At 49.8% G+C, this 16,340-nt stretch carries 13 protein-coding genes; 6 read left to right on the top strand and 7 right to left on the bottom strand.

Going from position 1 to position 16,340, the window contains the following annotated elements:
* Window positions 1-47: 47 nt before the first annotated feature.
* Both secA and ACW6QF_RS02825 read left to right on the top strand, forming a co-directional pair.
* Window positions 48-3,407 (top strand): preprotein translocase subunit SecA, encoded by a 3,360-nt coding sequence (gene secA, locus ACW6QF_RS02830; protein ID WP_456086750.1) that lies wholly within the window; start codon window positions 48-50, stop codon window positions 3,405-3,407.
* A 146-nt stretch (window positions 3,408-3,553) separates the two neighbouring features.
* Complete coding sequence (locus ACW6QF_RS02825; protein ID WP_456086749.1) at window positions 3,554-4,288, top strand: hypothetical protein; 735 nt, start codon at window positions 3,554-3,556, stop codon at window positions 4,286-4,288.
* Window positions 4,289-4,398: 110 nt separating this feature from the next.
* Here ACW6QF_RS02825 and ACW6QF_RS02820 read toward each other — a convergent pair whose 3' ends face one another.
* The 3 genes from ACW6QF_RS02820 to ACW6QF_RS02810 are packed head-to-tail and all read right to left on the bottom strand — an operon-like array spanning window position 4,399 to window position 8,626.
* Window positions 4,399-5,700 (bottom strand): sensor histidine kinase, encoded by a 1,302-nt coding sequence (locus ACW6QF_RS02820; RefSeq protein WP_456086748.1) that lies wholly within the window; start codon window positions 5,698-5,700, stop codon window positions 4,399-4,401.
* A 13-nt stretch (window positions 5,701-5,713) separates the two neighbouring features.
* Window positions 5,714-7,087: a sigma-54-dependent transcriptional regulator gene (locus ACW6QF_RS02815; RefSeq protein ID WP_456086747.1), complete on the bottom strand. Its 1,374-nt coding sequence runs from the start codon at window positions 7,085-7,087 to the stop codon at window positions 5,714-5,716.
* A gap of 57 nt (window positions 7,088-7,144) precedes the next feature.
* Window positions 7,145-8,626 (bottom strand): TolC family protein, encoded by a 1,482-nt coding sequence (locus tag ACW6QF_RS02810; RefSeq protein WP_298551546.1) that lies wholly within the window; start codon window positions 8,624-8,626, stop codon window positions 7,145-7,147.
* Between the two features lie 165 nt (window positions 8,627-8,791).
* Between ACW6QF_RS02810 and ACW6QF_RS02805 the strand changes: the two genes are divergently transcribed.
* From ACW6QF_RS02805 to ACW6QF_RS02795, 3 genes are all read left to right on the top strand, one after another.
* Window positions 8,792-9,163: a diacylglycerol kinase family protein gene (locus tag ACW6QF_RS02805; RefSeq protein ID WP_456086746.1), complete on the top strand. Its 372-nt coding sequence runs from the start codon at window positions 8,792-8,794 to the stop codon at window positions 9,161-9,163.
* A gap of 97 nt (window positions 9,164-9,260) precedes the next feature.
* The gene (locus ACW6QF_RS02800) at window positions 9,261-9,470 is read left to right on the top strand and encodes a hypothetical protein (protein ID WP_298551551.1); all 210 of its coding nucleotides are present in this window, start codon (window positions 9,261-9,263) and stop codon (window positions 9,468-9,470) included.
* 22 nt (window positions 9,471-9,492) lie between these two features.
* Window positions 9,493-10,050, top strand: coding sequence for a phosphatase PAP2 family protein (locus ACW6QF_RS02795; RefSeq protein ID WP_456086745.1), 558 nt, complete (start codon window positions 9,493-9,495; stop codon window positions 10,048-10,050).
* 75 nt (window positions 10,051-10,125) lie between these two features.
* On the opposite strand, the gene ACW6QF_RS02790 is transcribed toward ACW6QF_RS02795, so the two are convergent.
* From ACW6QF_RS02790 to ACW6QF_RS02775, 4 genes are read right to left on the bottom strand one after another with little or no spacing between them, the layout of a single operon-like run.
* Complete coding sequence (locus ACW6QF_RS02790) at window positions 10,126-11,418, bottom strand: FtsX-like permease family protein (protein ID WP_456086744.1); 1,293 nt, start codon at window positions 11,416-11,418, stop codon at window positions 10,126-10,128.
* A 7-nt stretch (window positions 11,419-11,425) separates the two neighbouring features.
* Window positions 11,426-12,727, bottom strand: a complete 1,302-nt coding sequence (locus ACW6QF_RS02785; RefSeq protein ID WP_456086743.1) for an ABC transporter permease — start codon at window positions 12,725-12,727, stop codon at window positions 11,426-11,428.
* A 23-nt stretch (window positions 12,728-12,750) separates the two neighbouring features.
* Window positions 12,751-14,019: an ABC transporter permease gene (locus ACW6QF_RS02780; RefSeq protein ID WP_456086742.1), complete on the bottom strand. Its 1,269-nt coding sequence runs from the start codon at window positions 14,017-14,019 to the stop codon at window positions 12,751-12,753.
* Between the two features lie 13 nt (window positions 14,020-14,032).
* Window positions 14,033-15,373, bottom strand: a complete 1,341-nt coding sequence (locus ACW6QF_RS02775) for an ABC transporter permease (protein ID WP_456086741.1) — start codon at window positions 15,371-15,373, stop codon at window positions 14,033-14,035.
* Between the two features lie 91 nt (window positions 15,374-15,464).
* Here ACW6QF_RS02775 and ACW6QF_RS02770 point away from each other — a divergent pair, with 91 nt between their 5' ends.
* Window positions 15,465-16,247, top strand: coding sequence for a DNA-binding domain-containing protein (locus ACW6QF_RS02770; RefSeq protein ID WP_456086740.1), 783 nt, complete (start codon window positions 15,465-15,467; stop codon window positions 16,245-16,247).
* The last annotated feature ends 93 nt before the right edge of the window (window positions 16,248-16,340 follow it).

Raw genomic sequence — 16,340 nt, 5'->3', positions numbered from 1 at the left:
TACCGCCTACGTCCCGACTGACAGAAAATAAATAAAACAAATATATCATGGGATTTAATGAATTTATGACGAAGCTGTTCGGCAATAAGTCGCAGCGTGACCTGAAAGAAATTACCCCGTATGTGGATAAGATCAAGGCCGTATATCCGTCAATCCAAAAGCTCTCGAACGATGAGCTTCGTGCAAAAACAGATGAAATCAAACAGCGTATCCAGGATTATGTAGCCGATGAACGCGCCCAAGTAGAAGAACTGCGTAAAGGCATCGACGACAAGGAACTGGAAGAACGTGAAGCGATCTGGGCGGAAGTAGACAAGATCGAAAAGAATATCACGGAAAAGATGGAAGTAGTATTGGAAGAATCCCTTCCTGAAGTATTCTCCATCATGAAAGATACAGCCCGCCGTTTTTCCGAAAACGAAACGATCGAAGTAACGGCAAATGACTTCGACCGTAACCTGGCCACCAAATACGACTTTGTGGAAATCGACGGCGACAAGGCTCTCTACCACAACCATTGGGTTGCCGGCGGTAACGAAATCACCTGGGACATGGTTCACTACGATGTACAGTTGTTCGGTGGTGTCGTACTGCACAAGGGTAAGATTGCCGAAATGGCGACCGGTGAAGGTAAAACATTGGTGGCTACCCTGCCGGTATTCCTGAACGCATTGACTCGTAACGGTGTGCATGTGGTAACCGTGAACGACTACCTGTCAAAACGTGACTCGGAATGGATGGGCCCGTTGTATATGTTCCACGGACTGTCGGTAGACTGTATCGACAAGCACCAGCCGAACTCCGATGCCCGCCGCGCCGCTTACAATGCCGACATCACGTTCGGAACGAACAACGAATTCGGTTTCGACTACCTGCGTGACAATATGGCGATCAGCCCGAACGACCTGGTACAGCGCAAACATAACTATGCCATTGTCGATGAGGTCGACTCCGTATTGATCGACGATGCCCGTACACCGTTGATTATTTCCGGCCCGATCCCCCGTGGCGAAGAACAGTTGTTCGAACAGTTTCGCCCGAACGTGGAAGTCGTCGTAAACGCACAGAAAGACCTTTGTTCCAAGTTGCTGATCGAAGCCAAGAAGAAAATGGCAAGCAGCGACCAGAAAGAGGTGGAAGAAGGTTCTATCCAACTGTACCGTTCCTTCAAGGGATATCCGCGTAACAAGGCGCTGATCAAATTCCTGAGCGAACAGGGCGTAAAAGCCCAGATGTTGAAGACCGAAGAATACTTCATGTCTGAAAACATGCGCCACATGCACGAAGCGACAGACGAACTGTACTTCGTGATCGATGAAAAGAATAACAGTATCGAATTGACTGATAAAGGTATCGACTTGCTGACCGGCAAGACCGACGACCCTACATTCTTCGTATTGCCGGATATCACCTCCCAGCTTTCCCAGTTGGAACATATCCAGAATGAAGAAGAAAAACAAGCCAAGAAAGATGAATTGCTGGCCAACTACTCTGTCAAGAGTGAACGCGTACATACGATCAACCAGTTGCTGAAAGCCTACACCTTGTTCGAGAAAGACGACGAATATGTCGTGATGGACAACAAGGTCATGATCGTCGACGAACAAACAGGCCGTATCATGGACGGACGACGCTACTCCGACGGCTTGCACCAGGCAATCGAAGCCAAGGAAGGTGTAAAAGTCGAAGCAGCCACACAAACATTCGCTACGATCACCCTGCAGAACTACTTCCGTATGTATCACAAGCTGTCAGGTATGACCGGTACGGCTGAAACGGAAGCCGGTGAATTCTGGGACATCTACAAACTGGATGTTGTCGTAATCCCGACAAACCGCCCGATCGCCCGCAACGATATGAACGACCGCATCTACAAGACGAAACGCGAAAAATATAACGCTGTAATCGATGAGATCGTCCAGTTGACCGAAGCAGGGCGCCCGGTACTGGTGGGTACGACATCCGTCGAAATCTCCGAATTGTTGAGCCGTATGCTTACCATGCGTAAGATTAAACATAACGTCTTGAACGCAAAGTTGCACCAGAAAGAAGCCGAAATCGTGGCGACTGCCGGACAGAGCAGTACGGTGACGATCGCTACCAATATGGCCGGCCGTGGTACCGATATTAAGCTGTCGCAGGAAGTAAAAGCAGCCGGCGGTTTGGCCATCATCGGTACGGAACGTCATGAAAGCCGTCGTGTAGACCGCCAGTTACGTGGCCGTGCCGGACGTCAGGGCGATCCGGGTTCTTCCGTATTCTTCGTTTCTCTGGAAGACGATTTGATGCGTCTGTTCGCATCCGAAAAGATCGCCGGACTGATGGACAAATTAGGGTTCAAGGAAGGTGAAGTACTGGAACACAGCATGCTTAGCAAATCCGTTGAACGCGCACAGAAGAAGGTGGAAGAAAACAACTTCGGCATCCGTAAGCGCCTGTTGGAATACGACGATGTGATGAACTCGCAACGTAACGTAATTTATACCCGCCGCCGTCACGCCCTGATGGGAGAACGTATCGGTCTGGACGTATTGAATACGATTTATGATACTTCCGTTGCCATCGTCGACCAGCATGCCGATGGCGACTACGAAGGTTTCAAGCTGGAACTGTTCAAGACTTTCGCAATGGAATGTCCGTTCACGGAAGAAGAATTCAAGAGTGGCAAAGCCGACAAGCTGGCCGATAAGCTGTTCGATGAAGCGCTGCAACTGTTCAAACGCCGCATGGAACGCATGACTCAGGTTGCCAACCCGGTCATCAAACAGGTTTACGAACATCAGGGCGCCATGTATGAAAACATCATGATTCCTATCACGGATGGTAAACGTATGTATAATGTTTCCTGCAACCTGAAAGAAGCTTACGAAACGGAAAGCAAAGCCATCACGAAAGCATTCCAGAAATCGATCGTCCTGCACACTATCGACGAAGCTTGGAAAGAACACCTGCGTGAGATGGATGAACTTCGTCACTCGGTACAGAACGCCAGCTACGAAAACAAAGATCCTCTGTTGATCTACAAGCTGGAATCTTACAACCTGTTCAAGAATATGGTGGATGTAATGAACCGTAAGACAGCCGCTGTCCTGATGCGTGGTCAGATCCCTGTTCGCGAAGAACCGACCGAAGAAGAAAAGCAGGCTATGGCAGCCCATCAGGCTGCGATGGAAGAGGCTGCCCGTCAGCGTATCGCCATCCAGAGAGCAGAAGCCGAACACCGCCAGGACATGAGCAAATATCGTGCTCAAAAGACCGATATCACCGGTAACAACAATCCGGAAGAACGTGCCCCGCAACAACCGCGCCAGGAACCGATCCGCGCCGAAAAACGTGTAGGCCGCAACGATCCCTGTCCTTGCGGAAGCGGTAAGAAATACAAGAACTGCCACGGACAAGGTTTATAGTCCTAACCGTTGACATTAAAACAAAGGCGACCCCAAAAGGTCGCCTTTGTTTTCTTTATAAATCTAAAAAAACATAAAATCCTTTTGTTCCTTACATTACACTTACTACCTTAGTCGGACTAATTTAAATATTACATTTAATCACCATGAAGAAAATTATCTTATTACTGGCTTTTTGCCTGAGTGTAGGCAATTTATTCGCACAAGATGCGAACGCAGACAAACTGCGCGAAGAAGGAGACGCAGCCATGACTGCAAAAAACTATCCCGAAGTTGTAGCAAAATACAGCGAATACCTGAAACTTACGAACTATGAAGATGAAAGCCGTATTTTTAACTGTGCATTTGCGGCTTATAATGCTAAAAAGTATGACGATGCCATCAAATTCTATGACATGGCCATTCAAAAGGGCTATAAAGCAGACGATGCTTATGTTGGAAAAGCAATGTCTTTGCGTAGCCAGGACAAAGCAGCCGATTTTACAGCTACAGTTGAAGCAGGTCTGAAAGCAAATGCCCAGAACGCAAACCTCGAAAAACTTTTGTATGCCTATTGCATGAAAAAAGGACAGGCTGCCCAGAAAGCAGGTAAGACAGCAGAAGCAGAAGAACTGTTTAAAGACGTATTAGTTGTAGGTAACGCCAAATATAAAGGCAACGCTCTGTACAGCCTCGGCGTTATGTTCTACAATGCAGGTGCAAAAATCCTGGCAGATGCCAACCCGATCGCAACATCCGATCCTGACAAATACGCAGCTGAAAAGAAAAAGGCAGATGCCCAAATGGCAAAAGCGAAAAGTTACCTGGAACAAGCAGTCGCCCTGAACGCAGCCGATGCCAACTCCAAAAAGATCCTGGACGCTATCAACGCAACCAAATAAGCATTGTGTATAACTTGACAATAAAAAAGAGGACTTCGGTCCTCTTTTTTTATTTATACAGACATCATAGTTCCTTATTATCATTCCATTCAATCAACCTTTCCGGTATATTACTCGAACAATATCCTGAACCGGGTCAGCCCGTCCGCATACGTCCTGAGGGAAAAAGAACAGTTGTGTTTCTGGAGCACTTCACGGATAAATATCAAGCCGATGCCCTGACCGCCGCGTTTGGTGGAAAAGAAGGGGCTGAACAGCTTGGCCTCCGTCTCCTTGTCAATACCTTTTCCGGTGTCGGCGATCTCCAGGCAGACCGGATTACGGGAGGTACGGATATAGATCTCGCCATCGTGGTCGATCGATTCAGAGGCGTTCTTGATGATGTTAACCAGCACCTGTTCGAAGAGTGAATTGTCCAGATTGACAACCGGCGAAACGGGGTCCAGTTCCATCACGATCCGGATATTCCGGTTCAGGCAAATCGTTTCCATAAAACGCTTGCACGAAAAGACGACCACATTCAGCGGCTGCATCTTGGTTTGCGGCTCCGGTATGCGGACCACGTCGGCAAAGTTCGTGATAAAATGGCTCATACTGTAGCAACGCTCTATCGAAACACGCAGGACTTCACAGATATCTTCCGTATCCTGCATCTCACTGAAGGTCGCCTCAAGCGTGTCCAATGTGGAAGTAATGCCGGCAGTCGTGTTGTTCACCTCGTGGGCAATCATACGGATCACCTTCTCATACGCTTTCTTTTCGGCCTTAAAGACTTCTTGCGTCAGCATTTCCACCAAATAGAACGAATGATGGAAACCACGGTCCACAAACGATGAGTGCGTACATTTATATATATTGGCATCGTTCAGGCGGACTGTCTGCGAATCGTACAAGGGGATCGGTTCCAACTCCGCCGCCAAAGGCGAATCCAGTTCCGGCAGACGCTTGCCTACGATATCCGGCAGAGAAGGAATTCCCAACATCTTACGAGCCGCCGGATTGACAGAAAGAACTTCCTTATCAAGGTTCAACATAATCACTCCCATCGGCGAAGCATTGATCAGCAAATCCAGGAAATGGTTCTGTTCCCGTAGATGCAGGCGTTCGTTCTTCAATTGTTCCATCATCTTGTTGAAAATATCGACGATGCGGTCCGCCTCCTTCTGCCCCACGTGGCTCAGACGGGAACTGAAATCCTGCTCCTTCAACAATTCCATACCGTTCCCGATGATATGAAGAGGCTTGATGATACGACTATAGAACACAAGCAAATAGATGATCGTCAGAATCACGACCCCTTCCACGAAGAAGAACATGAGGGAGGATTCCGTATAGAAAACATGATAGGTAATGATCGCCAATACGGACAACAACAATGCAGTCAAAATCCAAAACAATCCTCTTATTCTCATCAGCCGTTGCGATTTATTTGTCTACAGGGATATCATATTTCTCAAGGCGTCGGTACAGGGCTGCCCGGCTGATACCGAGTGCCGTGGCGACGTGCGAAAGATTACCGGCATGTGTCTTCAGCGCCTGCAGAATCGTTTGCTTTTCCAACTCGTCCAGTGTCAGCCCCTCAAGCGAAGGAGCAGCCTCAGCTTTTGCCGACAATGTCGTATGGAGGCACTGGCCCTCGAAGTCAGAAGCTTCCAGGACTGCTTTCCCCGATACCAGCATCGTCCGTTCCACCAAATTCTTCAACTCACGGATATTACCCGGATAAGGCAGTTTTTGCAGGAAGGTCAAGGCTTCAGACGAAAAGCGAACAGCAGGCAAGCCGTTCATCTCCGATTGTTTGTCAGCAAAATAGCGTGCCAACAAAGGGATGTCGTCCTTACGCTCGCGGAGTGCGGGCAGGTGGACGGTTATCAGGTTGATACGATAAAACAAATCTTCCCGGAACGTGCGCTCAGCCACCATTTCACGCAGGTTGCAGTTTGTCGCGCTGACCACACGGATATCGACTTTGCGGGGACGGCTATCGCCCAGTACCTCGAACGTCTGGTCTTGCAGGACGCGTAGCAGCTTCACCTGACAGGACAGTTCGAGATCCCCTATCTCGTCGAGAAAGATCGTCCCTTTATTTGCCATCTCGAAACGTCCGGTACGGTCGATGTAAGCATCGGTGAACGCTCCTTTCTTATGTCCGAACATCTCGCTCTCGAAGAGGCTTTGCGAAAGTCCGCCGAGGTTGACCTTTACAAACGGCTCCTTCGCACGCGGGCTGTTCGTATGGATCGCTTCGGCAATCAGCTCCTTCCCTGTTCCGCTCTCGCCTGTTATCAGGACGGAAGCGTTGGTCGGAGCGATCCGGGAAACCGTCCCCAACACATCCATCAACGGGGCGCTCTGGCCTATGATCTTGTCAAAATGAAATTTATTATCAGCATCCAGGCGGTTCAAAGGCGTTTCCTGCTCCTTCTTCTGTTCGCTCAATTCGATTGCCGTACGGATGGATTTCAGCAATACAAGATTGTTCCAGGGTTTGGTCACAAAATCGAAAGCGCCAGCCTGCATTCCCTGTACGGCAAGCGAAATAGATCCCCATGCCGTCATCAGGATCACCGGAACGTCGGGCTGGAAAATCTTCACCTTCTTCAACAGTTGTATGCCCTCTTCACCGGTGGTAGTCAACGTAAAGTTCATATCCATCAGGATAAGTTGCGGCACCGTCCGGCGCACGACAGCCAACGCCTGTTCCGGTCCCGGAACAGCTTCCGGTTCGAACCCGGCGCGTTTCAACAAGAAGGTTAGCGAAGAACGAACAGCTGCATCATCGTCTACTATCAAGATCATTGATTTATGATTTCAAATTTATGATTTATAATTTGCAAATTTATGGAATTAAATCAATTATCGTCTCACGATCTTCTCAAATTCCGCATCGAGAGTCCGGTCATTGATGAAATCATAGAGGGTGACGCTACGGATATTATAATAGTAGTTCCAATAATCATACAGTTCCTGGATATGTTTCTGCTTTGCCTCATCCTTCGATTGTTGCGCGTCGTTCAGGTCCAGGATATTGATCTTTCCGATCATGAATGTCTCGATAGAAGTCTTGTAACGCTTCTCGGCGATCGCATCGGCTTCCTGCGCGATCTCCAACTGGGCGGCCTGATTGTTGAAATTTTCCACCAACAGGAAAATATCCTGATTGAAACTGATCTCCTCCTGACGGATCTTGGACAACGTCACATCGCGGTTAGACTCGGCGACCTTCACTTTCCCCCGGCGCTTGCCCCAGTCGAGAATCGGTATCGTCATACCGACTTCGACCACCTGGTTTCCTTTCAGCCGGTTATAAGCGGCATCAAACGTGTGGTCCTTTCCGGTATAACCGATCGTGGCGAAAAGGTTGATATTGCGGCGGTTTCCTTTAGCTGTCGCGACCTCATAGTCAGCTTCCAGCTGGCGACGACGAATATTCTTGGCGAACGAATTGTTTTCCTGCGCTTTTTGCAACACAACCTCATAGATCATCCGCAGAGAAGGGGCGGACTCCGGCAGGATCGGCTCGATCACCTCCTGTTCGCTCAAACCCAAAAAAGCACGGAGCTGGAACATATGGGCATTGAGACCGGACTGCGCCTCGGTCAGTTTTCCTTTCATCTGCAAGGCGGACAACTTCAACTGCATCAGTTCACTTTCGGAAATATGACCGATCTTGCGCTTGGCAACAGCTATCTCATACAGTTTATCGGCATTTTCGAGGTTCTGTCTGGCAATCTGCAAATTCTCATTCGCCAGCAGCAGGTTAAAGAAATAGCCGATCGTGTTGATCGTCACCCCTTCAACGCTCTCGATATAAGCAGCTTTCGCTTCCTGGTAGCGGACAGGCTCGATGCGCCTTTTCCATTTCTGGTCGTTCACACCGAAAATCGGCTGCGTGAGCGTCAACCCGATAGGCACGCTCATATATTCGTTGAAAGCCCCCTTTCCCAACTGTCGGTTGAAATCGAGGGAAGAGTTCAGCGATATCTTACCACCGGTCAAGGCGATGTTCTGATCGATCGAAATCTCCCCGTTCAAGCCGAGCGAGTTATTCTGGACAAAAGTGTACGAACCGTCGGACTGCTGGTATTTGGAATACTGTTTGTTGTAAGCGGGAAGCGTCCCCTTGAAGTTGATCTCCGGCAACTGATCGGCGATATGCGTACGGTATTCCCAGTAAGCAGTCTTCAGTTCATTCAAGGCAACCGCAGCATCCACCGATTGCATTTGCGCCAGGTGGATCGCTTCTTTGAGGGTCAGCCTGACAGTATCTTGTTCCTGCGCCTGCAATCCGGTACCCGACAACAAGAGAGAGATAATGACTATATAGATCTTTTTCATCGTAATAAATGTTTTGTCTTTCCGTTGGCAAAAGCTATGCCAAAAAGATATACAACTGATTATCTGCAACATGTCAAAAACGATAGTGTCCGAAAATGAACAGTGTGTCCGTTTTTGAAGTATTATTTATATCTTTGTCGCATTCTCTCAAAAACAATAAATAATATGAAAAACAGCGGCTTCACTTTTCGTAAACGACTGGCCAGTTTCCGGTATGCATTCAATGGCATCCGTTTATTAATACAAAAAGAGCACAATGCATGGATACATTGTTTCGCAGCTATTTGTGCAGTTATAGCCGGCTTTTCTTTTGGTTTATCCAAGACAGAATGGGCAGCGGTCGTGATCGTAATCGGAGCTGTATTATCGGCCGAAGCAATCAATTCATCCATTGAATCATTGGCCGATCTGGTCTCACCCCAATACAACGAAGCGATAAAAAAGACGAAGGACCTCGCAGCAGGTGCCGTTTTAATTATAGCAATAGCGGCAGCAATAGTCGGATTGATTATTTTTCTTCCTAAACTGGGATTTTAAATAACTATTTAAAAGAATAATCCTTTATTTCATTGTTTTACAATTCTCTTTGTTTATATTTGTGCCATTATTAATTAAACATTAAAAACAGGAGATTATGGCACGCACAGTAAACTATCCGAAAAGAGCAGAGAAAATTAAAGAAATGATTGATGATTTAGTACAGGAAATGGGACATTCTCCACACAGAATGGCTAAAAAAAGCAAAATTAAACTCATCGATATCGACTTTGAAAGCGCAGACCTTGTAACCTTAATGCAGGTACAAGCACGTATCAGCCGCATCATTCTTGAAAGAAGCAAATAACGCGAACCAGGCATATCTATAAATGAAACGAATTCTTACCCTGATTTTCGTATTATTCGTTTGTTTATCGGGAAAAGCGCAGGAAGTTGAGATAAGCGATAGCCGTAAGGCTGTCCGTACATCCGGTGATGTTTTGGCGTTCGTAACGCCTGTAGCGAGCCTGACCACCGTGTTGGTGTTGCAGGACTGGCAAGGATTGAAGCAAGGCGCTTTGGCAGGAGTTTCTACTATAGGTATGACATATGCTCTGAAATATCTGATCAAGAAAGAGCGTCCGGACGGCAGCGACAAACATTCGTTTCCTTCCATGCATACCTCGGTATCCTTTACAGGAGCAGCGTTTATCCAACGGCGCTACGGCTGGAAATGGGGAATTCCGGCCTATGCGATTGCCTCGTATGTAGGATGGAGCCGGACATATGCCAAGAAGCACGATTGGTGGGACGTGGTAGCGGGAGCCGCTCTCGGAGCCGGAAGCGCCTATATTTTCACCCGTCCGTTTGCCGCGAAGCATAACCTGTCTATCAGCCCTGTTGCAAGCGATAAACATTTCGGCATCTATGCTTCCATGACATTTTAAAAGAATAAGCCCGGCCTCGCAATCCCTGCGAAACCGGGCTTTTTTATAAAAAACAAATAGTGTCATTATCAATCTTTATTCATAATGCAGGGCCTCTGCCGGCGCCATCTTGGCTGCTTTATCGGCCGGAAGCCAGATAGCCGCCACAATCACAACCGCCAGCAAAGCCCAGGTTAATAAATTGGTCAGGATAAAACGCAGGACGAGACGGTCGGGAAGATACCCCAGGTTGTTTTTCCCCTGTCCCAACGTATCGATCAAACCGAGATAGACAAACTGAGCCTCGATCAGCATAGCAGGCAGAACCACGACAGCCAGCAGGCAAAGCCCTTCCAATATCAACATCTTCCGGATATTCGTACGTGTCGACCCCATCGCCATACGCAAACCGACCTCATCACGCCGTACCCGAATACGATACCAGAAAGTACCCATGACGCAAAGCATGATGTTGACCAAGAAGAATAGCATCATGCCGGTGCGTATCCGTACATCGCTCGTTTGTCCGAATGTGAAATCCGTTTCGGCATTAATCTGGTTATAGGATTTGATTCCTCTCAGGTAGAAGTTGCCTATACGCAGTTCACGGCTCATCGCATTCTTAAAGTTCTGAAGGAATCGCCCGTCCGACAGGTGCTCCCGACTGCGGATAGCAATCTCCATATTTGCTATATTATCGGGCTTTATCCGTTCCGGACGATAGAAAGCCAGCTGGGGACGTTCATAATCGAAGCGTTTAATATCTCCGATCGAACCTTTTACTACGAAATAATAGTCTTCCGGACTGTTCGGACTCTCCAAGACCTCCCCTAACAGTTTCCCGTCCGGAAAAAAGGTTTTGGCAGCCAGATCACCGATTACGATCGCCTTGGGGTCCGACCAATCGAAATCTTCGACCGATACGGGCTTGCCATCCTGTGTCGTATGCCGGAATACCTTGAAGAAATCAGTCTGCGGGTCAAACATTATAGCCTGTCCGTTCCCCTCACGTGTCGTATCCCGACGGCTCCGGAACCAGTCGCCATAAAAACTGCCTCCCCCGGGCGTGCTCCAACCGCTTAATACAGTCAGCGCTTCCACGTCTTTATACCGGCGAATCCGGTCAAGCACACGGTTATAATTGTCAAGAAGCGCAGTCGAATCGCTTTCACTCGGCTGATAGTCGGGATGTTCCGCAGGGAGCAAAGCCACATTCACTTGCCAGGTATGATCCAAGTCCCGGCAAGAAGACAGGCTCTTGTTATATTCGAGGACAAAGAAATAATCCACAATGTACCAAAGCAGGCAGAAAACCAGCAAAAGTTCTATTCCGATCCATAAGTTACTCCGCTTACGGTTCCATAACTGTTTAAATATATGTACTAACATAAAGCGCCTATTTTGCATTCAACGAATTAATAATCTGACGATGTGAAGCCCTCCAGGCAGGAACCAGCGCAGAAAGCAGGTTCAGCACGAAGCAGACGAGCAACGCAATGCCGAACACCTGATAGTTCATCAGCATGCCGGGAGTAAAAACAATATCCGCCCCTTCCGGCAAAGCATTGACAAAACTTGCCCCGATCTGCAGAATCCAGTCACGCGTGAGATAGATCAGCAGATACGAAAAAAAGAGTCCGAACACTCCGCCCAGTATCGTGAACAGGAAGTTTTCCGAAATGATCTGTGTCATCAACGAACCGACCGGAGCCCCGAAAGCCCTCCGCACGCCCATCTCCGACAAACGCCTTTCCATGCGCGAATCGGTCATGCCGGAAAGGCTGACAGACGGAACCAGCAGGAAGATCAGGATGATCAACCCGTATTGCAGGGCCACCAACCCGTAATCCGGACTGACGTTGCTCCAATACCGGAAGCAGGACTGCCAATAATAATCCGGTTGTCCCAATGCCGTAAAAGTACCTTCACCCAACGTCTTCCCGTAGCGTTCGGCATTTTCCTCCGCCTCCTTTTTCAGGGCTTTCAAATCCGTCCCCTCCGCAGCCAATATATAAGCCCTATAATCGCCTAATGCCCGAGTGTCGTTCCAACTGCTTCGCGACTTATATCCGTCGGCCACCGTATAGGGGAACCAGACCAAAGCATATGTCTTTTCCGTAACCAGCGAAGCATCTTTCACCACGCCGCAGACCTGGTACTGCCGGAAATCGACCGAGATGGACTTGCCCACAGCATCGGTCGTACCGAACAGACGACGCGCCAGGCTCTCGGCAATGACTGCCGTCCGGATAGCCGATTGCTGGTCAGCATCGGTAAACGGTTTGCCACTCAAAAAGCGGAACTCAAAGACCTTCCAGAAGTCCGTATTCACGTACTTGACCGCCACCGGCAACTGTACCGGATCTCCATCCGGCTGCACCATGCATTCGCCATCGTCCCTTGAAATCAAGGCAATCGCCTCCACACCATTCAAAGAGCCGAAGCAGGTGTTGATCATCTCCTCGGAAAGGGAACTGCTGGAGTTGGAACCGTTCTTATGTTTGACCATCCCGCTCTTGGCGACCAACATCCTGTCGCGGTTCGTCTCCGGATAGATATTGGCAACCTTCATGTAGAAGACGATCGACAGGACCATCACCATCGACACGGACAGCCCTGTCCCGACGATATAGATCAGGCTGAAGAGACGTTCCTGCCGGATCAGGTTCCAGGCTTGTTTGAGATAGATTTTTATCATACCATTTGTTTTTTAATTGACAATTATTCATAGTGCAACGCCTCCGCCGGCTCCAACCGCGACGCTTTGCGGGACGGATACCAGGTTGCCAGGAAGATGATGCCGGCCAGGATTCCCCAGGTCAACAGGCTGACAACCAACAGACGTCCGAAGGTCACCTTCATCACCACCGTGCTGAGCATATCGGCATAAGCCATGTTCAGGCAAAGCAGCAAAGCCGGAATGCTGACAATCGTCAGGATCAACAACCCTTCGCCAACGACCAGTTGCCGGATCGTGCGGCGGGAAGAACCAACTGCCATACGCAGCCCCAACTCGCCCTTGCGGCGGTTCACACGAAACCAGAACGTGCCGATCACCGCTAAGAAGACATTCACCAACAGGAAGGCATTCACTGCGATATTCAATCTCTGCCCGTTCACCTGCATCGTGTTGTCGAGGAACTTCCTGCGGATATCCGGATAATACTGCACATCGGCCAGCCAGAAGTTGCCGGCAGCCAAACTCTGCTTCATCTCCGTCTTGAACGATGCCGCATAGTCGGACGAGCCCGTTACACCGGAGCGAAGGCGGAAAGCGATCTGCATCTGCCCCAATTCCCGCTCGTCTGCCTCGTATAGATCTTTTTCCGTCAGGAGCGTAAAAACAACCGGACGGGGTTGATCGAAACCCTGCTTCTTGATCGGAACTGTTATGCCGTTGACACGGTAGGTCGTGCTATCCCCTTTATTATCCCAAGCCAAGCGCTTGCCCTGCAAATGCGCACCATCAACGAGCTTCTCCTCCAACGTCCGGCTGACGACCCATCCGTCTGCCAAGGCATCCGCCAACCGGTCGGGAGAACCTCCGTCAACGGCATGGATGCCGAATACCCGGAAATAATCCGGTGTGACCGTATAACAAAGGCTGTTGACTGCCGAGACCGTATCGTTCCAGCAAGTCCTGCTATTACTCGAATAATTAAAAGGCGCCGAATGCGGTCCGAAGAAAGCGACCGTCCCGACATCCGGGTGCATCTTCAGACGCTCGATAATACGAAGATAGTTTTTCCCGGCCTCTTCGCCGCCTTCCTGATAATCCACATAGGAAGCGCTGGTGCGCGGACGGACCGCCAAGGTGACCTTGCAGACATTATCAACCGAGAAGCCTTCCGGCTGCAAGGCGGTAATCCCCTGCATCAGGGTCGTATCGATCGACCACCAGAGCAGGATAAAGACGATCAGCAGTTCCATAAACACCCAGGCATTGCTTTTGCCCTGGGCCTTGATCAGTTTGAGTATATGTTTAAACATGGCATTTCTCCGTTTAACCGTTTATAGCATCTATTATATTCACCCGTACGGCACGCCAGACCGGTATTGACGACGACAGGAAGTTGAGCACCAAACAGACCAAAAAGGCATACCCGAAGACCGGAAGGTTCAGCATCATCCCCGGAGTCAGGTCCATATTCGCCCCGCCCGTCATCATGACGAACACTCCCGGAACCAGCAACAGATTCCGGAAAAGCAGGATCAGCAGGTAAGAGAACAGCAAGCCGACCAATCCTCCGGGCAACATCAGCACCATATTCTCGATCAAAATCTGCATGAACAGCCCCGTCCTGCACGCCCCGAAAGCTTTGCGCACGCCTAACTCGGCAATGCGGTCCTGCATGTGGGAGGCGTTCAAGCCCGAAAGATTGATAGCCGGGACCAGCAGGAAGAGCAGGATCAGCAGGAAGAATACGAAATAGAGGACATCCACCGGGTTCATCCCGTTTGCCCCGCTCGCCCCGCTCCCGATGCTTCCTCCTGCGAACTGGCTGACCACATGCCTGCCATGTGCTTCCAGGCCATTCATCAGCCGGATCTTCCCATCGCGCAAGGTCGAGTTGTAAAGCCGGATCTGCTCGTCCAGTTCATGCGCCACCTCTTCTTCGGAGACGCCGCGGGCAGGCAGGATGCATCCTACCAGAAAGCCCAGCGATGCCTCCCGTTCGCTACTGCCCGTCTCCATAACGGTGGGAAGGCAGGAATAGGGAACCCACAAATCGGCAACGACCGCAGGGGTGATGTACGATACATCCTTCACCACTCCGCTCACGATATATTCCACATCATCCAGCAGGAAGGCCTGTCCCGACACATCCGTCCGCGAAAAGAGCTTCCTCGCCAGCGACGAAGAGATCACCGCACGGGGCACGGCAGACCGGAACTCCGCCTCGCCGAACGGGCGGCCGTCTACGAAGGTGAAGTCGAAAATACGCCAAAAGCCGTCGTTGGTCCCCATCATCACCACCTTGTAGGGATCACCCGTGCCGGACAGCCGGGCATACGATTCGCCTGCCAATATCGACATGATCGTCGGGTCGGTCGTCACCGCCACCTCCTCGGCCGTTCGCAAGGACAGGAGGCATTCTTTAGCCGAGCGGGCGCTGAAAAAGAACGAGCTGTTGCTTTTATCCTTCGCATATTCAAGGAAAGAGACATACAGCATCCGGTCGCGATGCACTTCAGGAGCCATATTGGCCGTACGTATATGATAGGCGATAGCCATCACCATCACCATCGAGATCGCCAATCCCGTACCGATGATATAGACGGCACTGAAGAAACGGTTCTGCTTCATCAATTGCCAGGCTTGTCTGAGATATTGTTTATACATATATATAATGTATTGGTTTGGTAAAAGCTGATTTATATTATTACCTTTTTTATTCTTACCTTTATCACCTAATCATTAAATCTGAACGATCATGGACAAAGAATTACCTGAATCAGAACTGGGACCGAAGCCCCCGAAATCATATATCCGCGTCAGCAAAAGCTACCTGCCCGGCTACAAAGGCTATAGAGCCAGTGTCATCTTCCGCCGTACCATCGGCATCGAAACGATCGCCGAACGTATTGTCGAAAAAAGGAGCATATACGGCAAAGAGACCCTCGTCACGGCTTTCAACATCATCAAGAACGAGATCTACGAGGCCATCGAAGACGGCTTTAACGTCGATTTCGGCTTCGGCCGCACGGAGATCACCACCTCCGGGAGCTTCGAATACTTGGGCGAGAAGTTCAACCGCACGAAACATGCCCTCACCCCTTGCCTCCGCCCTTCGCCCCAACTGAAACAGCGCACGGCACGCATCCCGGTCGAAAACATCACGCAGGAAACTTTTGCCAATGCCCCCCGTCCGGCCTACGTCAGCCTCAAGATCGAACCTCGCACGGTCGACAGCACCGAGCCTTACAACCAGCTTCCTGCCGGACGCCATCCGTTCATCTCGATCTACGGCAGGCGATTGACGCTGATGGGCGACCTGCCCGGTGTCGGCGTCCAGCTCCGGTGTGTCGCTACCGGTGAAGAATATTTCTATCCTCCCAGCAAGATGTCCGTCAACTCGGTGAACCGCCTTTGCTTCCTCACCGACATCGACTTTACGCCGGGTGAATGGGAGGCGGTCATCGGCAGCCAATTCAACCCCGCCTACCGCCCTTACAAACAAGAGCGGTATGGCTATCTCACCTTTACCGTCGTCTAAAGCCTCTACACCGTTGCTTCGATCTTACCGCGTAGGTTTGCGGCTTGTTACCGCATAGCTACGCGGCATTAAGCAGCATAGGTTTGCGGCAAC

This window comes from Parabacteroides sp., from assembly GCF_977054455.1.
The sequence above is the reverse complement of the archived record's forward strand: the minus strand, read 5'-3'. Positions and strand labels throughout refer to the sequence as shown.